This window comes from Burkholderia sp. MSMB1826 (assembly GCF_001526325.1).
GTDB lineage: Bacteria > Pseudomonadota > Gammaproteobacteria > Burkholderiales > Burkholderiaceae > Burkholderia.
In genome coordinates this window covers 175,425-195,159 of the sequence record NZ_LOYN01000050.1, presented here as the reverse complement: position 1 = coordinate 195,159, position 19,735 = coordinate 175,425, and the positions used below count along the sequence as shown (strand labels likewise).

Below are 19,735 nucleotides of genomic sequence, written 5' to 3'. Positions count from 1 at the left end.
TCGATCCGGCCGAACGGGCCAATCCAGCACGACGGAGTATCGAGACGATGTGGACGGAGACAGGGACGGGGCGGCGCGCGATGGCGATCGCGGCAGGCGCAGCGTGGTGCGCGGCCGCCGCGGGCGGTGCGCACGCGCAGGCATCGGCGCCGGGGGCGGCGGCCGTGCTGCCGGCCATCGACGTGCGAGGGCCGGCCGATGCTTCGGCCGTCGGGCTCGTCGGGCGGCGCACCGCCACCGGCACCAAGACCGACACGCCGATCGACGAGATTCCGCAAACGATCGACATCGTCACCGCGCAACAGATCGAGATGACCGGCGCGGCCGACCTGAACCAGGCGTTGCGCTACGTGCCCGGCTTCGCGACGTTCGGCGCCGACAGCCGCACCGACTGGTATGCGGCGCTGCGCGGCTTCACGCCGACGCTGTACGTCGACGGCCTGCCGGCGCCGAACACGGCCGTGATCGCGAACTGGCGCGTCGATCCGTACACGATCGATTCGATCGCGGTGCTGCGCGGGCCGACGTCGGTGCTGTACGGTGCGGGCGAGCCGGGCGCGATCGTCGACGCGCAGACGAAGCGCGCCGACGGTGCGCGCGTGCGCGAAGCCGGCGTGCAGCTCGGCAACGATGCGCGCAAGCAGGCCATGCTCGATGTCGGCGACAGCCTCGACCCTGACGGCAAGGCTGCGTACCGCTTCGTCGGCGTCGCGCGCGACGGCAACGCGGTGACCGGCCCGAACGGCGACCGGCGCGTCGCGCTCGCGCCGTCGTTCCGGTGGCGGCCGAACGCCGACACGTCGCTGACGTTTTCCGCGACGTACCTGCAGGACAGCGGCGACATCTCGTCGAACTTCCTGCCCGCGTCGGGCACGGTGCTGCCGAACCCGAACGGCCGCCTGTCGCAGGACATCTACATGGGCGACCCGTCGTTCAACGACTACCGCAAGAAGCAATGGTCGCTCGGCTACGCGCTGGAACACCGCGTGAACGCGATCTGGACGCTGCATCAGGACGTGCGCTGGTCGCACCTGTCGCTCGACGATGCGACGGTGTTCGGCAACGGCTTCGCGCCCCGCAGCACGACGAACATGATGCGTTTCGCGGGGCTGTTCCAGCTCAACTACAGCAGGCTCGACATCGACAATCGTGCGCAGGCGCGCGTCGGCACGGGGCCGCTCGAACATACGCTGCTGTTCGGCCTGCAGTTCGACCGGCAGACGACGACCAACAGCGTGCTGCTTGCGCTCGCCCCGTCGCTCGACCTGTATCACCCGGTCTATCGGCCCGTGACGGCCGCGATCTTCTCCGGCCCGACGTCGCTCGGCCACGTCGATCAGTACACCGCGATGAACGCGGTCGGCGTGTATGCGCAGGACCAGATCCGTTGGCGGCGCTGGACGCTGACGCTCGGCGGCCGCGAGGACGTCGTGAATGCGCGGTTCGACGACCGGGCCGCCGGCACGCATGCGCAGCAGGACGTCAGTGCGTTCTCCGGGCGGGTCGGGCTCACCTATCGCGGCGACGCCGGGTTGTCGCCGTACGTCAGCTATTCGACGTCGTTCGATCCGGTCATCGGCGTGCGGATGTACGGCGGCGGCCTGCCGAAGCCGACCCGCGGCACGCAGACGGAGGCCGGGCTGCGCTGGCAGCCGGCCGGCCGGAACCTGATGCTGAATGCGGCCGTGTATCGGATCGACCAGACCAACGTCGTGACGCCGACGCCGGTCGCGCTCGACCCGACCGCGACGACGTCGGTGCAGACCGGCAAGGTGCGCTCGCAAGGCATCGAGCTGAGCGCGGTCGGCCAGGTGTCGCGCGAGCTGTCGATCGTCGCGTCGTATCTCTATCAGGACGTCAAGAACGTGCAGGCGAACGACGCGTCGCTGAACCACTGGCCGGTGTCCGTCCCGCTGCCGCGGCAGATGGCGTCGATGTGGGCCGACTGGACCTGGCGCACGGGCGCGCTGGCGGGCTTCGGCATCGGCGGCGGCGTGCGCTACCAGAGCGCATCGGCCGGCGCGCCGGACAATTCGCTGACGGTGCCGAGCGCGACGCTTTACGACCTCGCGATCCATTACGAGCTGCCGCGCTGGCGTTTCGCGGTGAACGTCGCGAACCTGTTCGACCGGCGCTACGTCAGCGGCTGTCAGTCGTACGCCGTGTGCGTGTTCGGCAACGAGCGGACCGTGCTGGCGAGCGCGAAATACAACTGGTGAGCGCGTCGCATCCGGCCTACGCGCGGCGTTGCGGCTCCCTGCTCGCGGTGCGCGCGCCGGCATGGCCCTGGCGTCGCCATTCGGTCGGCGTGATGCCGAAACGTTCGCGGAAGGCGGTGGCGAAATTGGCCGGCGTGGAAAAGCCGATTTCCTTGGCGATACTGGCGATGCTGAGCGACGTGGAGTCCAGCAGATCCTGCGCGATCCGCAGCCGCTCGTAGCGCAGATATTCGAACACCGTCTGGCCGAGATTGTCGCGAAACGCGCGCGACAAGCGCTTTTCGTGCGTGCCGACCGCACGCGCCAGCTCCTCCACCGTCGGCGGATCGTTCAGCGTGCGCGACAGGTGGCGGATGGCCGCGCGCACGATGATGTCGTCGTCGTTGCCGCCCGCGAACGGGCTTTCCGCCGGCTCCGTCCCGGCGGACCGTTCGCGTTTCGCGCGCGAGAGCTGCACGCGAATCCGCGCGATCACCTCCGCCGGCTCGAACGGCTTCACCACATAGTCGACGCCGCCGATCTCGAGCCCCTCGAGCCGTTCGTGCAACGCGCCGGCCACGGTCAGGAAGATGATCGGGATCGCGCCCGTCAGCGGATCGGCGGCCAGCAGGCGGCACGCGGTGAAGCCGTCCATGCGCGGCATGCGCACGTCCATCAGGATCAGGTCGGGCATCAGCGCCTGCGCGCGCTGGCACGCTTGCGCGCCGTCGAATGCGATGCTGATCCGGCATCCCGTGCTGCGCAGCATGTCGGTCAGCAAACGGAGCTGGTCGGGTTGATCGTCGACGATCAGGATATGCGCGTCGCGCAATGCGGAGATCGATGAAGGCATCGTGCACCTGTTGTGAAAAGGCGGTTGGCTGCGTTTTCCGCGGGTGGCCTGCCCGGTGAGCGGGAAACGTGGGACGCCGCTGCGTGGCGATGCATCCCGGCGCATCGCACGCTCGCATCGATTCCGGACGACGCGGAACCGCGCGGCCGGCAACCGCTCGACGCATCGTGCGGCGTTCGTGGTCTTGATCGCCGAATCGGCAGGACGCGACGGATCGCCGTGCTCGCATGGACGGCGATCGCGGCTGCCGGAATCGATGCGAGCGGAATTGTAGGAGCATATTTGGAATCCGGCCAGACATGACGGCTCGATTCTCACCATTCCATGTTCGTGATTATCGAAAATGGCGGTTTGCGACAGGAACGTGAAACGTCGACGTGCGCCATTGCTGGTGGTTTACGCGTATATCGAGTGAGAAACCGCGTGGCCGGCCGGCTTTCGGATCGTATTTTAGGGAAAAGAATTATTTGAATCCGCTTTGGCAAAGTATTTATACGCTCTGCAAAAGATTTTGAATAACGGTGCTGGCGCGAAATCGTTTGCGGAATGGATGTATTTTGCGTAAACCATTGAATATTTGGAATTTTACAATCTATAAAGAATGTCGGCTTTAATAATTTAATTTCGTGTCTCATAATTCGTCCGAACTTTGAGTCACGGGTGGAGCAGGGCAGCGGAAGTGCCGCAAGCGGTGACGGACGTTGCCTGAACCCGGGGCCGGCGCATCAATTGATGACGGTGCCGGCACATGCTCGCTGCACGAAGTGAAACCCGGGTGACGGGGGATGAAATAAAAGAAGCGGTGTGGGTCGCGATCGACGCGACGAATAATCGGGGAAGTACATGACGACGGGTTGAATCGCCGGATTCAGCCGGGGAAAGACTCGTCCATGACAATCAATACGTATTCCTAATGTAACTGCCGAATCAACGGAGCGGGACGTCAGGCCGACGGCATGCCCCGGGCTTTCGGACGCCCGGTCGAAACGGGTGCTCGATGCGTGCCGTGTCGACACGGCTTGCCCGGCGTCGGAATCCGCTGCCGAACCGAAGTCGCAATCGAAGTCGAAGCTGTCAATAAAAGTAAGTAGTCCGTATTCAAACCAGACGCTACACAACGGAGCAGAAGACCATGAAGAGGAAGCAGATTTCGGCGCTCGCCGCCGCGATGTTCACGGGTGCGGGTGTGCTGATCGCCGGCGCCGCGCACGCGGACAATTTCGTCGACCGCGGCAACCCGGACAACGCGCTGAACGGCCAGTGCATCGACGGCACCAACCCGCTGTGCGTGGCAACGAAGAACGGCAACTACGTCGCAGTCAGTACCACGAACGTGACGCAGGGCACCAATGCGAAAGCAGGCGCCAGCGGTATCGCGATCGGCGACCAGTCGAATGCGAGCAGCAAGGGCGGCAGCAGCAGCGGCGGCGCGATCGCGATCGGGGTCGGCTCGCAGGCGCTGGCGAACTCGTCCACCGCGATCGGCACGGTGGCGGTCGCGCAGGGCAACACGGCGCTGGCGATCGGCCGCCAGTCGGCGGCGGTCGGCGATTTCTCGATGGCGCTCGGCAACGTCGCGGATGCGCACGGCACGAGCTCGATCGCGCTCGGCCATTCGGCGCTCGCCAGCGGCGACCGCTCGGTCGCGATCGGCGGCGCGAACCCGACGTCGAGCGACGGCGTATCGGCCGGCGCATCGTACGATGCGGCCACGCAGACGCGTGCGGCCGGCACGCAGTCCGTGGCGATCGGTGCAGGCGCGCAGACGAACGACAACAACCAGGTCGCGATCGGCTCGGGCAGTGTCGGCGCGAACAACGGCGGCACGCCCGTGTTCGGCGGCACGGCCGCGCCGGTCGGCGGCGCGGTCTCGTTCGGCGCGCTCGGCAGCGAGCGCCAGCTCAAGTACGTCGCGGCGGGCGCGGCCGATACGGACGCCGTCAACGTCCAGCAGTTGAAGAACGTCAACGGCACGCTGAGCACGGCCATCGGCAACGTCGACGCACGCGTGACGTCGGTCGGCAATGCGCTGTCGACCTCGATCTCGAACGTCGACCAGCGCGTGACCAGCGTCGGCAACAGCCTCAGCACGAGCATCGTGACGGCGACGCAGAACGTCGTGAAATACACCGACGACTCGCATGCGGCGATCGCGCTCGACGGCGCCACCGGCACGACGATCGGCGGCGTGGCCGCCGGCGTCGCCGATACCGACGCCGTCAACGTCGGCCAGTTGAAGGGCAGCCTCGCGCCGCTGCAGACGTCCGTTTCGACGGCGGCGTCGAACATCGCGAACCTGCAGAACAGCGTGACCGGCATCAACGGGTCGCTGAGCACCGCGGCGTCGAACATCGTCAACCTGCAAGCGGCCGATACGCGCAACGTCAAGTACGACGGCGCGAGCGGCTTCGACTCGGTGACGTTCGCCGGCCCGAACGGCACGACGCTGCACAACGTCGCGGACGGCAAGGACGTCCACGACGCCGTCAACGTCGGCCAGTTGACGGGCGGCCTCGCATCGCTCAGCACGAGCGTGACGAACAACCTCAGCACGACGCTCGGCAACCTGAGCACGTCGATTACCAGCCAGATCGGCACCGCGACGAAGAACGCGGTGCAGTACGACGACGATGCGCACGGCGGCGTCACGCTCGGCGGCCAGGGCGCCGCGGCGCCGGTCGGCCTGCACAACGTCGCGGACGGCGTGGCGGCAGGCGATGCGGTGAACGTGGGCCAGCTCGGCAAGGCGACCGACACGCTCAACCAGTCGATCGCGACCGTCGGCAACCAGGTGACGACGAACACCGGCAACATCGCGGCGCTTCAGCAGGACGCGCTGCAATGGAACCCGGCCCTCGGCGCGTACGATGCGAGCCACGGCGGCCACGGCCCGCAGCTCATCAGCAACGTCGCGGCCGGCAAGAGCGGAACGGACGCGGTCAACGTCGATCAGCTGAACGCGGCGATTCACGACGGGACGAGCCAGCTCGATGCGCTCGCGGTCAAATACGACGATCCGAGCAAGCGGCAGGTGTCGCTCGGCGCGGGCAACGGCGGCAGCCCGGTGCGCGTGACCAACGTCGCGGAAGGCAACGTGGCGGCAGGCAGCACCGATGCGGTGAACGGCGCGCAACTGCGCCGCGCGACCGACGGCGCCGCGGCCGCGCTCGGCGGCGGCGCGACCGCAAACCCGGACGGCTCGATCGGCGCACCGAACTACAAGATCGGCGGCAGCGCGTTCGACAACGTCGGCGACGCATTGACGAACCTCGACGGCCGCGTCGGCAGCAACACGACGACGCTCGCGAATCACGAAACGCGCATCGGCAATGCCGAAACGAACATCGCGGGCAACACCGCCGCGATTGCCGGGCTGCAGCAGGACGCGCTGCAATTCGACCCGACGCTCGGCGCGTTCAACGCCGCGCGCGGCGGTGCGCCGACGAAGCTGACGAACGTGGCCGACGGCAACCTCGCCGCGGGCAGCACGGATGCGGTGAACGGCGGCCAGTTGTCGGGCGTGAAGACCGCGCTCGAACAGCAGATCACGCAGGTGTCGAACCAGGCCGGCGAAGCCGTGAAGAACGTCGTCAAGTACGACGTCGACGCGAGCGGCAACCGGCTGAATTCGGTGTCGCTCGTCGGCGGCGATGCGACGTCGGCGGTCGTGCTGAAGAACGTCGCGGCGGGCACCGGCGATACCGACGCGGTGAACGTGAAGCAGTTGAAGGACGTGCAGTCGAACCTGAACCAGCTCGGCGCGCTCGCGGTGCAGTACGACGATGGCTCCAAGAGCACGATCACGCTCGGCGGTGCGGGCGGCACGCGCATCACCAACGTGCAGGCCGGCACGCTCGCCGCGACCAGCACCGACGCGGTGAACGGTTCGCAGCTCTACGCGACCAACCAGCAGGTGGCGAAGAACACCACCGACATTTCGAACCTGCAAGGCAGCGTGACCAACATCGCGAACGGCAAGGCCGGCCTCGTGCAGCAGCAGGATCCGAACGGCGCGATCACGGTCGGCAAGGATTCGGGCGGCGCGAGCGTGAACTTCTCCGGCACGGCGGGCGACCGCGTGCTGACCGGTGTCGCGGCGGGCGTGAACGACAACGACGCGGTCAACATGGGTCAGTTCAACAACGCGCTGAAGAACGTGGCGGCCAACGACAAGATCCGCGCGGCCGCGACCGATGCGAACACGACATGGATCGCGCGCGCCGATGCGGGGGCGATCGGGTCGACGGCGACCGCGACCGGCAAGAACGCGGTGGCGGTCGGCCAGGGCTCCGTCGCCGATCGCGACAACTCGTTCTCGGTCGGCGCGAAGGGCAGCGAGCGCCAGATCACGAACGTCGCGGCCGGCACGGCGCCGACCGACGCGGTGAACGTGCAGCAGCTGAACGACAACCTCGCGACGGCGTCGACGCAGGCGAAGGGGTATACCGACCAGCGTATCGGGCAGGTGTACAACTCGTTCAACGACCTGAAGAAGGACATGTACGGCGGCGTCGCGTCGGCGATGGCGGTGGCCGGCTTGCCGCAGCCGACCGGCGCGGGACGCTCGATGGTGTCGGCGGCGACGTCGAACTATCACGGCCAGCAGGGCTTCGCAGCCGGCTACTCGTACGTGACGGAGAACAACCGCTGGGTCGTCAAGGCATCGGTGACGGGCAACGCGCGGTCGGACTTCGGCGCGGTGGTCGGCGCGGGTTATCAGTTCTGATGCAGGTCGCGTCGTCGTGAGCGACGCGTGGTGCCGGGCGATGCAGGCGAAGCCCGGTACCCGCGGCCGATCGGCGGCCCGGGGTTCGTTCGCGAATCCCGGGCCGTCGTCGTTTCGCGTCGCCGGCCGCTCGGCCATCCCGCATCGACGGTACCCGTCGCAAATGCGAGTGGCGCCTTCCGCCGTGATCGTCGTCATCCCGCCGCGCTCGGCCCCGCAAGGGTTTCGCGCCCGTGCGGCGGAACGTCCAATGCGAGTTGTGGGATGCGAACCCGCGCTCGTATTCTGACGTCATCGGGCGGCACGGCATGGGGCCTGCGCCCATCACCGCATCAGAGAGCGCGATCATGAACGAAACGACACCCACGATGAAGCTCAACCACTTGAGCTTTCCTTCCGCCGACACACTGGCGACCGCCCGATTCTTCGAGCGATACCTCGGCTTCAAGATCGCGGGAAGCTGGGACAAATCGTGGATCCTCAAACGCCCGGGCTTCGACGTCGTGATCGATCACGACGGCGACGGTGTGCCCGCGTGGCCGACAAATTTCCACGTCGGCTTCGAACTGCCGAGCCTCGATGCCGTCCAGGCGCTGTTCGCGCGCTTCAAGGAGGAGGGCGTCGCGATGGAGACCGGCGTCTTCAACAACGGGCGCGGCTCGCGCTTCTTTTGCCGCGCGCCGGGCGGCGTGATGTTCGAACTGAACACGCGCGCGGATGCCGCGCCGGAATATCGGGGCACCTTCGACGATTGACGCGACGCGGTTCGTGCCGCGCTCAATCGCAACGGCCGACGCGGGCGAGGGTCTCGATGGCCGCGCGGGTACGCGACGGCTGGGTGATCTCCGTCCATTGCAGATGCGCGTATTTCGGGTCGTCGCGCAAGCCGGCGAACTTGACGCGGTTTTTCGCGAATGTCGTGTACGACCACAGCAGCACCGAGTCTCGCGAGCAGAACGCCATCCGCAGCGATTCCCGGTTGCCGTGAAACAGCTCGGTGCGCATGAGCCCGCGGCCGATCGTGCGCCGGAGCACGCGGGAAAACACCGTCCATCGCCCGAAGTTGAGCCAGACGACGTGCGTGGCGCGCGACCACAGCACGTCGCGCACCGCGCTGTAGTTGCCGTCGGCGACCCATCGGTCGCCGGCCGTCGCCGCCCGCACCTCCCGCTCGAACTGCGCGGGCGGCACGGCGGTCCAGCCGGGGCCCCAGTAGAGCCGGTCGAGTTCGATGCAGGGGCAGGCCGCGGCGGCGGCCAGCGCGCTGGCGAAGGTGGATTTCCCGGATCCGCTCGTTCCGACGACGATGACACGCATGTGTGTGACCACGGGCAAAAAGGTGAGGGTGCGTATTGTGCCCGAAGCGCGCGGGCGGACCGGTATCCGTGGCGGAAAAGGCGGGCCGCCGGCGAACCCGCCGCGCATCGATCAATCGAGCGGCGGCGCCGCGCCCTCCCGCAACATCTTGACGAGCCGCGCGCGCCGCTTTTCGAGATCGGCGATCTGGCGGTTGATCGCTTCGAGGCGTTCGCGCTGGACGTCGGTGATCTGATCGCACGAACGCGCGCCGTCGATCAGCAGCATGCAGTCCGGAAAGCCGCGGATGTCGTCGAGGGTGAAACCGGTCGCGATCATGCGCTGAATCTGTTTGACCTGCGTCACCGCTTTTTCGGGGAACAGGCGATAGCCGTTGGCCGCGCGCACCGACGCGAGCAGGCCGTGCTCGTCGTAGTGCCGGATCGAGCGCACGCTCGCGCCGGTGAGCTGCGCGAGTTTGCCGATGGTCAGCGGGGGCGAAGCAGGCGGGTTTTTCATGAGAGGCAGGCTAACACGATTCGCTTGACTCTCACATCAGTGTGAGGGTTGAGACTGGGCGTCCGTTCATGCCTGGAGGAACAATCGTGAATACCCGAGTGCTGATCCGCTGGTTGCTTGTCGCGATCGGGTGGCTGACGCCGTTCGCGTTGGCGCACGACGCGGCCGCCGCGCCGCTGAGCTATACCGTCACGTCGACGGACGGCGTGAAGCTGGCCGTTCAGGAAAGCGGCGACCCCGACGGCGTACCGGTCATCCTGATTCACGGCCTGCTCGGCAGCCGCCTGAACTGGGACGCGCAGGTCGACAGCCCCGAACTGCGCCGATTCCGGATCATCACGTACGATCTGCGCGGCCACGGGCTGTCGGACAAGCCGTCCGGCGCGCAGCCGTATCGCGACGGCACCCGCTGGGGCGACGATCTCGCCGCGGTCATCGAAGGCGCGCATGCGCGCAAGCCGGTCGTGGTCGGCTGGTCGCTCGGCGGCGTGGTGATCTCGAACTACCTCGCCAAATACGGCGATCGCGCGATCGCGGGCGCGGTGTACGTCGACGGCGTGGTCGAGCTTGCGCCGGGCCAGATCGTCGATCATCCGGACGTGTACCGAGACATGAATGCGGCGGATCTGAAAACGCATCTCGACGGCGAGCGCACGTTCGTCGGTCTGTGCTTCAACCGTCGGCCGAACGCCGCCACGTTCGAGCGCTTGCTCGCCAACGCCGCGATGGCGTCGTGGGACATGCAAAAGGCGATCCCGACGATGTCGGTGTTCGCCGCCGCGGGGCTGGGCAACGCGCGCGTGCCGCTGCTCTTCGTCTACGGCGGCCGCGACGCGCTGGTCGATACGCACGCGACGCTGGCCCGCGCGGCCGAGCTGAACCCGCGCGTGGTCAGCAAGGTGTACGCGGAATCGGGGCACGCGCCGTTCATCGAGGAAGCCGAGCGGTTCAATCGCGATCTGGCCGCGTTCGTCCGGTCGGCGTCCTCGCCGTGAAGTCGGGTGTCGCGCGGGCCGGCGACGTCAGGCCGGCGCGACCGCGATGCCGGCCGTGTCGCCCGCCGCGCGATCGTGAAAGCGCTGGAACGCATCGAGCAGCCGCGCGCGCTGCGCGGCCAGCGACGGATCGCGCCTGTCGCGCGGCCGTGCGACGTCGACGTGGATTTCGTCGTCGATGCGGCCCGGGTTCGGCGCGAGCATCAGCACGCGATCGCCGAGATACAGCGCTTCGTCGAGATCGTGCGTGACGACGATCGCGGCCATCCGGTGCCGCTGGACGACATCGAGCAGCAGCGTCTGCAAGCGCATCCGGGTGATCGCGTCGACCGCGCTGAACGGTTCGTCGAGCAGCAGCAGATCCGGCTCGCCGAACAGCCCGCGCGCGATCGCGGCGCGCTGCGCCATCCCGCCCGACAACGTCGCCGGCAGTTGCCGCGCGACGCCGGCCAGGCCGACTTCGTCGAGCAAGCGCGCGACGCTCGGGTCGCGTCCGCCCCGTGCTCCGGACGCGAAGCCGACGTTGTCCGCGATCGACAGCCACGGCAGCAGCCGCGGTTCCTGAAAGATCACGCCGATGCGTGCGGACGGCCCGGCCAGCGCGCTGCCGTCGAGCGTCACGCTGCCGCGGAAATCCCGGTCCAGGCCCGCGACGATCCGCAACAGCGTGCTCTTGCCGCAACCGCTCGGGCCGACCACGCAGACGATCTCGCCGCGCGCGACCTGCAACGCGACGTCGGCCAGGATCGTGCGATCGCCGTACAGCTTGCGGGCGATCCGCAGGTCGAGCAGCGGCGCGGCGACGCCGGCGGTCGGGCGCACGGAAGGGTAGGCGCTCATTGCCCGCCCTCGCGCGACGCACCGCCGAACGCATCGCGCCAGCCGAGCCAGCGCGACTCGATGCGGCGCATCGCGCCGTCGGTCAGCTTGCCGAGCAACGCGAGCAGCAGGATCGCGCCGAACACGAGATCGGGGCGCCCGGTTTCGCGGCCGTCGCTCAGCAGGAAGCCGAGACCGCGCGTGGCCGCGATCAGCTCCGCGGCGACCATGAACATCCACGCGAGACTGAGGCCGGTCCGCAGGCCGGTGACGATCTGCGGCAGCGCGGCCGGCAGCAGGATCCTACGGAACAGCGCGAGCGGGCCGAGCCGGTACACCGCGCCGAGCTCGACGAGCTTGCGGTCCACGTCGCGCATACCGGCGACCACCGCAAGGTGAACCGGAAAGAACGCGCCGATCGCGATCAGCGTGATCTTCGGCGCCTCGTCGATGCCGAGCCACAGCAGCAGCACCGGCACCCATGCGAGCGACGGAATCGCTCGCAGCGCCTGGAACGTCGGTTCGAACAGCGCATCGATCCGGCGGCTCAGGCCCATCGCCGCGCCGACGACGAGCGCGAGCCCGGCGCCGGCCGCAAAGCCGGCCGCGACGCGCAGCGCGCTCGTACCGACGTGACGGGCGAGCCGCGTGGCGCCCATCCGCGCGAGCGTATCGAGAATCTCGCTCGGCGCCGGCACGAGATGATCCGGCAGCCAGCCGCGCCGCACCACGAACTCCAGCAGCACGAGCGCGACGAACGGCAGCGCGAGGCCCGCGATACGCCATGCGCGCAGCGGGTCACGGCGGGCCGTGCGGGGCGGCGAAGCGGGTGGGTGCGACGCGCGCGCACCGCTGCGCGCGGCGGTGTCCGTCATCGGCGGCACGCTCAATGCGACGCGGTGGCGATCGGGCGCGCGAACGACGGATCGATCAGCGTATCGACGATCTTCGCGGGATCGACGCCCGGCTTGGTCAACTGTTCGGCCGTCAGCACCGGCGCCGCGGCCTTCAGCGCCGCGCGCTGCGTGTCGCCCGGCACCGGGTCGCCGAAGTCGTTGCGCTGGAGTTGCAGTTTCGCGACCGGCAGCGACACCTTCGATTGATCGGCGACGATCTGTGCGGTCTCGGCCGGATGCGCGACGATCCACTGGCGCGCGCGGTCGTAGACCTTCAGCACGCGCGTCACCGCCTGCGGATACTGGCTGGCGAACGCATCGCGAACATTCAGGAACCCGTACGTGTTGAACGCGACATTGCGGTACAGCAGGCGCGCGCCGTCGTCGAGCTGGGCGGCGGCCATGTGCGGATCGAGCCCGGCCCATGCGTCGACCTGTCCGTTCGCGAGCGCGGTACGGCCGTCGGGATGTTGCAGGTTGACGATCTCGACGTCGTCGCGCGTCAGGCCGACCGTGTGCAGCGCGCGCAGCGTGAACAGGAACGGATCGGTGCCGCGCGTCGCGGCGATCTTCTTGCCCTTCAGATCGGCGAGCGAGCGGATCGGCGAATCCTTGCGCACCACGAGCGCCGTCCATTCGGGGCGCGAGAACACGTAGACGGTGTGGATCGGGTTGCCGTTCGCTCGTGCGAGCACCGACGCCAGCCCCGCGGCCGAGCCGAAATCGACCGCGCCGCTGTTCAGGTATTCGAGCGCGCGATTGCTGCCGAGGCTCAGCACCCAGCGAATCGCCGTGCCGTCGGCCTTGAATTCGTCGTCGAGCCAGCCGAAGTGGCGAACCACGAGACTCTCGGGCGAGTAGTACGCATAGTCGACGCGGATTTCGGCGGGCGTCGCCGCGTGCGCGTGCGTCGACGCGAGGCCGGCAAGCGCGGCAACGACGAGGGCCGCGGATTGCCACACGCGGGACCAGAACGGCTTCATCGGGGATTCTCCGGAAGAGCGGCAATGCGCCGCGAACAGGCTGGGAAGAGGGCTAGGGTCTGTTTACATATGGAACGCGCATGCGTTGCCACGAGAACGGCCGCTCGCGAGGCGCGCGACGCCGCGAATACTGACGTATTCGCAAGGAGCGCAACACGGCGAGCGGCCGTTCTCGTGGCAACCCCAAATTAAAAATCATGTCACGGGAATGCCCGAAATCGCCCGTATGGCGGCGTCGTTCGTCGCTTGTTTGGCGCGGCCAAACGGCGCTCCTCACTCCTTGCCCTACGAGCGATTTCGGGCATTCGCATGTGCGTTCCATATGTAAACAGACCCTAATGTAACGAAGCGCAGGCGATCCGTTAACGAAGAAATCCGCGATTGAACATGCACGTTGCTGATAAGCGCGCTCCGCGCAACTTTATGACGCACGCCGATTAATTTATCGCTTTATATCGCTTGGGATTGCCGAAGCGGAGGAACAGAATTTCCGCTGCCGGAACCCGGCGATCGCACGGCCGCATTCGCTCGACGCCGCGCGGGTCGCGCAGGCACCTTCCCGGTTCCCGGCTTCACGACGACCTTGCCGTGCACTCGGCATCAAACTAAGGAATCCGATGAGTTCGATCGATCTGAGCCCGGTCACGCCGGTTTCTTCCCCCATCCGCTCGGCCAGCGACGTCGCGCGCCTGATCAACACCGTGGACAGTTCGGTCAGCCATGCGCGGATGATCGTGCTGCTGGCGCTCGGCGGCGTGTTTCTCGACGCGTACGACCTGACGACGCTGTCGTACGGCATCGACGACGTGGCGCGCGAATTCGGGCTGACACCCGCGCTGACCGGGCTGGTCGGGTCGGCGATCATGATCGGCACGATCTTCGGCAGCCTGATCGGCGGCTGGCTGACCGACCGGATCGGCCGCTATCAGGTATTCATGGCCGACATGCTGTTCTTCGTGGTCGCGGCGATCGCGGCCGGGCTCGCGCCGAACGTCTGGGTGCTGATCGCTGCGCGTTTCGTGATGGGGCTCGGCGTCGGCATCGACCTGCCCGTCGCGATGGCGTTCCTCGCGGAATTCTCGAAGTTCAACGGCCGCGGCAACAAGGCGTCCCGGCTCGCCGCATGGTGCCCGATGTGGTACGTCGCGTCGTCGGTGTGCTTCCTGCTGATTTTCGGCCTGTATTTCCTGCTGCCGGCCGAGCATGCGGGATGGCTGTGGCGCGCGTCGCTGATCTTCGGCGCGGTGCCGGCGCTCGTCATCATCCTGTTCCGGAACCGCTTCATGAACGAATCGCCGCTGTGGGCCGCGAATCAGGGCGATCTGGCCAATGCCGCGCGCATCCTGCGCGAGTCGTACGGCATTCACGCACACGAAGCGGACGACGCGCGACGCGAGCCGAGCCCGCCGCCCGTGCGGCTTCGCGTGCTGTTTCAGCGGCCGTATCTGGGGCGCACGATCGTCGCCAGCGTGATGAACCTGTGCATCCCGTTCGAATACACCGCGATCGCGTTCTTCCTGCCGTCGATCCTGTCGCAATTTCTGGGGGCGGGCGTGTTCGAGACGATCGCCGCATCGCTGGCGTTGAACGTGCTGTTCGCGTTCACCGGCGGCTTGCTCGGCATGCGTCTCGCGTATCGCTATCCGTCGCGTCATGTCGCGATCGCGGGGTTCGCGTTGCAAACGGTCGCGCTCGTCGCGCTGGCGCTCGCAGGGCATCCGCACGGCGCGCTGGCGGTGGGCGTCGTGCTGCTGATGCTCGGCACGTGGCTGTTCGCGGAAGGATTCGGGCCGGGCGCGCAGATGATGATCTATCCGACGCTGTCGTATCCGGCCGCGATTCGCGGCACCGGCGTCGGCTTCGGGCGGTCGCTGTGCGGCATCGGTCAGGCGCTCGCGCTGTTCGTGCTGCCGATTCTCCAGGCCCGGCTCGGCACCGACATGTTCTGGGTCGTCGCGGTCAGTGCGGTCACGCCGATCGCGTTTCTGCTGATCGTGCGGTACGAACCGACGGCGCACGACATCGACGACGAAAGCGTCGCGTAGGCGCCGGCGGGGACGCTCGCGTTCCCCGCCAAACACGAACGGCTTCGTCGGACTGCACGAAGCCGTTTGCGCTGAAGCCGGTCGCCGCGTGAGGCGGACGGACCGGCTTCGACATACTGCCGTTACGCGTCGACCGTTTCCCGCTCGGCCTCGCGCTTGACCTGTTCGATATCGCGATACCGCGCGGCCGGATGCGCGTCGGGCAGTCGCGCCGAGCCGCCGAAGAGTTTTTCGCGCAACGTGCCCGGCGCATACGCGGTCGGATACACGCCGCGGCGCTGAAGTTCGGGCACGAGGTGGCGTACGACATCCTCGAAGGTTTCATGCGCGACCGCATACGCGAGATTGAAGCCGTCGACGTCGGTCGCGGCCACCCATTCCTGCAGGATGTCCGCGACGGTCGCCGCCGACCCGACGAACACCGGGCCCATCCCGCCGATGCCGCCCCAGGCGGCCAACGCCTCGATCGTCCACGCGGTGTCGCCGCCCGACAGGTGCTCGACCGCCGACACGATCGCATTCGTTTCGACGCGCCTGACGGGATCGGTCGGCGCGTACTGGCCGAAGTCGATGCCGGTCCAGCCCGACATGAACACCAACGAGCCGTCGTACGACACGTAGCGCCGATACTCGTCGAACTTGGCCTGCGCCTGCGCGTCGGTCTCGTCGACGATCACCGTGACGAGGTTGTAGATCAGCACCTTCGCCGGGTCGCGTCCGGCGGCGGCGGCCTGCGCGCGCACGTCGGCCACGTAGCGCGCGAGCTGATCGCGGGTGGGCGCGGCGACGAACACGCATTCGGCGTGCTGCGCGGCGAACGCCTTGCCGGGGCCCGACGCGCCGGCCTGGAACAGCACCGGCGTGCGCTGCGGCGACGGCTCGCACAGGTGATAGCCGGGCACGTCGAAGAAGCGGCCCTTGTGGCCGATCTCGTGCACTTTCTCGGGATGCGTGAACACGCGGCCGGCGCGGTCGCGCACCACCGCGCCGTCCTCCCAGCTGCCTTCGAACAGCTTGTACAGCACCTCGACGTATTCGGCTGCGACCGCATAGCGGTCGTCGTGCGTGCGCAGCCCGCGATCGCCGACGTTCTTCGCGCCGCTCTCCAGGTACGACGTGACGATGTTCCATGCGAGCCGGCCCTTCGTGTGATGGTCGGCGGTCGACAGCCGGCGCGCGAACGTGTACGGGTGCTCGAACGTCGTCGATGCGGTGATGCCGATGCCGAGATGCTCGGTCGCCATCGCGATCGGCGCGGCCAGTTGCAGCGGATCGTTGACGGGGATCTGCGCGGCCTGGTGCAGCGCGTGATAGTTGCTGCCCTTGTACACGTCGTAGTAGCCGATCACGTCCGCGATGAAGATCGCGTCGAAGATCCCGCGCTCGAGCACGCGGGCCAGGTCGGTCCAGTAGTCGAGATCCTTGTATTGCCACGAGCGGTCGCGCGGATGCGCCCACAGGCCGGGCGACTGGTGGCCCACGCAGTTCATCTCGAACGCGTTGAAGCGGATCGTCTTGCTCATTGCGCCGCTCCCGTTTCCGCTTCCGCTCGCGCGCCGGCGTCCGCATGGGCGTCCGCACCGCTGCCCACGCGCCAGACGAACGGCGGCGTGCGGCCGTTGATGATCCAGTCGCCGACGATGCGCGCCTTGTAGACGAGCGGATTGTGCGACGACACCGTGCGCGCGTTGCGCCAGTGGCGATCGAGCGCGGTCGTGCTGCGGGTCGCGGATGCGCCGAGCGCGTCGAACAGGCGCGTCGCCGCGCGCAGCACGAGTTCGGACACGACGAGCTGGCTCTGCGCGGATTCGATTTCGGCCGCGACGTTCGCGGCCTGCTCGGCCGCTTCGTCGCCGCCGAAGCGCGCTTCGTACGCCTGCTGAAGCGGTTGCGCGGCACGCAGCGCGAGCGCGTCGGCCGCGTACGCCCATGACGCGATCTCGCCGATCACCTGCTGCAGCTGGGCATCGTCGCCTGCGCGCTGCGCATTGCCGTGGCTGTACACGCGCGTGCGGTTGCGCACGAGCTCGCCCGCGTCGCGCACGATCGCGCGGCCGATGCCGGCGAGCGTCGCGACGTGAAACAGCTGGTAGAACGCGGTCTGGTACTTGAAGCGGCGTGCGAAATCGATCACGTTCTCCGCGTCGACCGCCGCATCCTCGAAACGCGTCGTGCCGCTGCCGGTGGTGGTCTGGCCGAAGCCGTCCCAGTCGTCCTCGCGGATCACGCCCGGCTGCGCGGTCGACACGGCGACGATCACGTCGCTGCCGTCGTGCGTGCGCTGCGCGAACACGTCGATCCAGTCGGCGAACAGGCTGCCGGTGCTGTAGAACTTGCGGCCGTTCAGCACGAGCCGGCCGTGTCGCTCCGACACCTTCGTGACGGTCTGGCCGAGCGGGACGTCGCCGGCTTCCGACCACGCGTTGCCGACGAGCTGGCCGCTCGCGAAGCGGTCGAGCCAGGTCGTGCGTTGCGGGCCGTCCGGCGCGTTCAGCCAGTCCTCGACGAACGCGAAGTGTCCGCGCAATGCCTGCGGCAAATTGGAATCGGCGGCGGCCAGCTCGGTCAGCAGCCGGAACAACTGCGGCAGCGACGCGCCGGCGCCGCCGGCGCTCGCCGGCAGCCGTATCGCGCCGAAGCCGGCCGACTTCAGCCAGCCGATCGCCTCGTGCGGCAGTTCGCGGCGGCGTTCGCGCTCGGCGGTGCCGGCGGCGATGCGCGCGAAGATCGGCCGGAACCGGCTCGCGAGCGCATCGTAGTCGGTACCGGTGGAAAGGTCGGAGGCTGCGTGCGACGAAGTCATGCGGTATTCCTCGAAAAACGGGCCGTGTGCGCCGGGAGCCCAGTATAGGAAGCGCGACGCGAGCGTTCCAATAACGGATTCTCGGATCGTTATCGTCGCTGCGTATTACCGGGGCGGCGACCGCGACCGGGTGATGGCGCATCGACGTTCTCGCGTCCGTTGCGACGCCGAAACATCGGTTCGCCTGCGTCGGGCTCGACGTCGTTTGTTCTCCCGAGGAATATCGTTTCGAGAATCGCTCGGTTTTCCGGCACGCACGGCGCTGCTAGATTGAATGCCTTCGCCATTCGACAGGAGAGACCGATGTCAGACACGAGCGCGACGATTCAGGAGCGGCCGGCCGACGCGCCGGCGCAGGCGGCGAACGTGATCGCCGACGATGCGCAAGCGCTTGCGGTCGCGCGGGCGCTTGCGCAACGCCTCGCGCAAGGGGCCGCCGAGCGCGATCGCGAGCGCCGCCTGCCGCGCGAGGAAATCGAATGGTTTTCGCAGTCGGGGCTGTGGGCGATCACGGTGCCGAAGGCATACGGCGGCGCAGGCGTATCGCATGTGACGCTCACCGAGGTGATCAAGATCGTCGCCGCGGCCGATGCGTCGCTCGGGCAGCTTCCGCAGAACCATTTCGGGCTGGTCGACGTGATCGCGCTCGTCGGCACCGACGCGCAGAAGCGTCATTTCTTCGCCGAAGTGCTGAGCGGCAAGCGGTTCGGCAACGGGTTTTCGGAGAAGGGCACGAAGCACGTGCTCGACCTGAAGACGCGCGTGCGCCGCGACGGCGACGACTACGTCGTCGACGGTACGAAGTTCTATTCGACCGGTGCGCTGTTCGCGCATTACGTGCCGGTGCTCGGGCTCGACGACGCGCGCCAGGCATGGCTCGCGTACGTGCCGCAACCGACGCCGGGGTTGACCGTGATCGACGACTGGTCGGGATTCGGGCAGCGCACGACCGCGAGCGGCACGGTCGTGCTCGACGCGGTGCGCATCCCGGCATCGCACGTGCTGCCCGCGCAGCGCGTGTCGGACGTGCCGACGCTCAACGGTCCGCTGTCGCAGATCATCCAGGCGGCGATCGACGCGGGCATCGCGAAGGCGGCCATCGACGATACGCTCGCGTTCGTGCGGACCCGCACGCGGCCGTGGGTCGACAGCGGCGTCGAACGGGCAGCGGACGACCCGCTGACGATTCGCGAAATCGGCGGCCTGCATATCCAATTGCATGCGGCCGACGCGTTGCTCGAGCGCGCGGCGCGCACGCTCGACGAGATCGCGGCAAAGGGCGACGTGACCGAAGACGATGTCGCGCGGGCGTCCGTCGCGGTCGGCGAAGCGAAGGTGTTGACGACCGAGGTCGCGCTGCTCGCGGGCGAGAAGCTGTTCGAGCTGGCCGGTACGCAGTCGACGCTCGCCGAGCACAACCTCGACCGGCATTGGCGCAACGCGCGCACGCATACGCTGCACGATCCGGTGCGCTGGAAATATCACCTCGTCGGCAACTACTACCTGAACGGCGCGCGCCCGGCGCGGCATGCGTGGAATTGAGCGTCGGCGGTCGGACGCCGGCAGCGCGCTGCCGGCGAGCATGAAACCCGGCGTGCCGAT

At 67.9% G+C, this 19,735-nt stretch carries 14 protein-coding genes; 6 read left to right on the top strand and 8 right to left on the bottom strand.

Annotation, left to right across the window (positions count from 1 at the left end; genetic code table 11):
- The first annotated feature begins 47 nt into the window (after positions 1–47).
- Positions 48–2,219, top strand: a complete 2,172-nt coding sequence (locus WS95_RS28690) for a TonB-dependent siderophore receptor (RefSeq protein ID WP_059827419.1) — start codon at positions 48–50, stop codon at positions 2,217–2,219.
- Between the two features lie 16 nt (positions 2,220–2,235).
- On the opposite strand, the gene WS95_RS28685 is transcribed toward WS95_RS28690, so the two are convergent.
- Positions 2,236–3,051 carry a response regulator transcription factor gene (locus WS95_RS28685; protein ID WP_059827417.1) on the bottom strand — a complete coding sequence of 272 codons (816 nt, stop codon included), beginning with the start codon at positions 3,049–3,051 and terminating at the stop codon, positions 2,236–2,238.
- A 1,132-nt stretch (positions 3,052–4,183) separates the two neighbouring features.
- Here WS95_RS28685 and WS95_RS28680 point away from each other — a divergent pair.
- Positions 4,184–7,777, top strand: a complete 3,594-nt coding sequence (locus WS95_RS28680; protein ID WP_059827415.1) for a YadA family autotransporter adhesin — start codon at positions 4,184–4,186, stop codon at positions 7,775–7,777.
- 368 nt (positions 7,778–8,145) lie between these two features.
- Positions 8,146–8,532: a VOC family protein gene (locus WS95_RS28675; RefSeq protein ID WP_059827413.1), complete on the top strand. Its 387-nt coding sequence runs from the start codon at positions 8,146–8,148 to the stop codon at positions 8,530–8,532.
- Positions 8,533–8,554: 22 nt separating this feature from the next.
- Here WS95_RS28675 and WS95_RS28670 read toward each other — a convergent pair whose 3' ends face one another.
- Complete coding sequence (locus tag WS95_RS28670; RefSeq protein ID WP_034209068.1) at positions 8,555–9,094, bottom strand: toxin; 540 nt, start codon at positions 9,092–9,094, stop codon at positions 8,555–8,557.
- Positions 9,095–9,205: 111 nt separating this feature from the next.
- Entirely contained in the window at positions 9,206–9,592 is a 387-nt protein-coding gene (locus tag WS95_RS28665; protein ID WP_059827411.1) for a MerR family transcriptional regulator, read from the bottom strand.
- 86 nt (positions 9,593–9,678) lie between these two features.
- Between WS95_RS28665 and WS95_RS28660 the strand changes: the two genes are divergently transcribed.
- Complete coding sequence (locus WS95_RS28660; RefSeq protein ID WP_082747023.1) at positions 9,679–10,587, top strand: alpha/beta fold hydrolase; 909 nt, start codon at positions 9,679–9,681, stop codon at positions 10,585–10,587.
- A gap of 27 nt (positions 10,588–10,614) precedes the next feature.
- On the opposite strand, the gene WS95_RS28655 is transcribed toward WS95_RS28660, so the two are convergent.
- Genes WS95_RS28655 through WS95_RS28645 form a run of 3 tightly spaced genes read right to left on the bottom strand, consistent with a single transcriptional unit; the run spans position 10,615 to position 13,285 of the window.
- Complete coding sequence (locus WS95_RS28655; protein WP_059827408.1) at positions 10,615–11,427, bottom strand: ABC transporter ATP-binding protein; 813 nt, start codon at positions 11,425–11,427, stop codon at positions 10,615–10,617.
- The gene (locus tag WS95_RS28650; RefSeq protein WP_059827523.1) at positions 11,424–12,281 is read right to left on the bottom strand and encodes an ABC transporter permease; all 858 of its coding nucleotides are present in this window, start codon (positions 12,279–12,281) and stop codon (positions 11,424–11,426) included. The genes WS95_RS28655 and WS95_RS28650 overlap by 4 nt, the downstream gene beginning before the upstream one ends.
- An 11-nt stretch (positions 12,282–12,292) precedes the next feature.
- Positions 12,293–13,285 carry an aliphatic sulfonate ABC transporter substrate-binding protein gene (locus WS95_RS28645; RefSeq protein ID WP_059827405.1) on the bottom strand — a complete coding sequence of 331 codons (993 nt, stop codon included), beginning with the start codon at positions 13,283–13,285 and terminating at the stop codon, positions 12,293–12,295.
- A 617-nt stretch (positions 13,286–13,902) separates the two neighbouring features.
- On the opposite strand from WS95_RS28645, the gene WS95_RS28640 reads away from it, so the two are divergent.
- Positions 13,903–15,330: an MFS transporter gene (locus WS95_RS28640; RefSeq protein WP_059827404.1), complete on the top strand. Its 1,428-nt coding sequence runs from the start codon at positions 13,903–13,905 to the stop codon at positions 15,328–15,330.
- Positions 15,331–15,452: 122 nt separating this feature from the next.
- Here WS95_RS28640 and WS95_RS28635 read toward each other — a convergent pair whose 3' ends face one another.
- Together WS95_RS28635 and WS95_RS28630 are read right to left on the bottom strand one after the other, a co-directional pair.
- On the bottom strand, positions 15,453–16,853 hold the full coding sequence (locus WS95_RS28635; RefSeq protein WP_059827402.1) for an LLM class flavin-dependent oxidoreductase: 1,401 nt from the start codon (positions 16,851–16,853) through the stop codon (positions 15,453–15,455).
- Positions 16,850–18,133: an acyl-CoA dehydrogenase family protein gene (locus WS95_RS28630; protein ID WP_059827400.1), complete on the bottom strand. Its 1,284-nt coding sequence runs from the start codon at positions 18,131–18,133 to the stop codon at positions 16,850–16,852. Before WS95_RS28630 ends, WS95_RS28635 begins: the two co-directional genes overlap by 4 nt.
- Before the next feature lie 303 nt (positions 18,134–18,436).
- Here WS95_RS28630 and WS95_RS28625 point away from each other — a divergent pair, with 303 nt between their 5' ends.
- Entirely contained in the window at positions 18,437–19,675 is a 1,239-nt protein-coding gene (locus WS95_RS28625; RefSeq protein ID WP_059827397.1) for an SfnB family sulfur acquisition oxidoreductase, read from the top strand.
- Positions 19,676–19,735: the final 60 nt, after the last annotated feature.

Bases quoted from the DNA above. Each gene is read 5' to 3' on its own strand.
- WS95_RS28655 (WP_059827408.1), bottom strand. From the start codon at position 11,427: ATGAGCGCCTACCCTTCCGTGCGCCCGACCGCCGGCGTCGCCGCGCCG.
- WS95_RS28680 (WP_059827415.1), top strand. From the start codon at position 4,184: ATGAAGAGGAAGCAGATTTCGGCGCTCGCCGCCGCGATGTTCACGGGT.
- WS95_RS28675 (WP_059827413.1), top strand. From the start codon at position 8,146: ATGAAGCTCAACCACTTGAGCTTTCCTTCCGCCGACACACTGGCGACC.
- WS95_RS28685 (WP_059827417.1), bottom strand. From the start codon at position 3,051: ATGCCTTCATCGATCTCCGCATTGCGCGACGCGCATATCCTGATCGTC.
- WS95_RS28640 (WP_059827404.1), top strand. From the start codon at position 13,903: ATGAGTTCGATCGATCTGAGCCCGGTCACGCCGGTTTCTTCCCCCATC.
- WS95_RS28690 (WP_059827419.1), top strand. From the start codon at position 48: ATGTGGACGGAGACAGGGACGGGGCGGCGCGCGATGGCGATCGCGGCA.
- WS95_RS28625 (WP_059827397.1), top strand. From the start codon at position 18,437: ATGTCAGACACGAGCGCGACGATTCAGGAGCGGCCGGCCGACGCGCCG.
- WS95_RS28670 (WP_034209068.1), bottom strand. From the start codon at position 9,094: ATGCGTGTCATCGTCGTCGGAACGAGCGGATCCGGGAAATCCACCTTC.
- WS95_RS28645 (WP_059827405.1), bottom strand. From the start codon at position 13,285: ATGAAGCCGTTCTGGTCCCGCGTGTGGCAATCCGCGGCCCTCGTCGTT.
- WS95_RS28635 (WP_059827402.1), bottom strand. From the start codon at position 16,853: ATGAGCAAGACGATCCGCTTCAACGCGTTCGAGATGAACTGCGTGGGC.
- WS95_RS28630 (WP_059827400.1), bottom strand. From the start codon at position 18,133: ATGACTTCGTCGCACGCAGCCTCCGACCTTTCCACCGGTACCGACTAC.
- WS95_RS28650 (WP_059827523.1), bottom strand. From the start codon at position 12,281: ATGACGGACACCGCCGCGCGCAGCGGTGCGCGCGCGTCGCACCCACCC.
- WS95_RS28665 (WP_059827411.1), bottom strand. From the start codon at position 9,592: ATGAAAAACCCGCCTGCTTCGCCCCCGCTGACCATCGGCAAACTCGCG.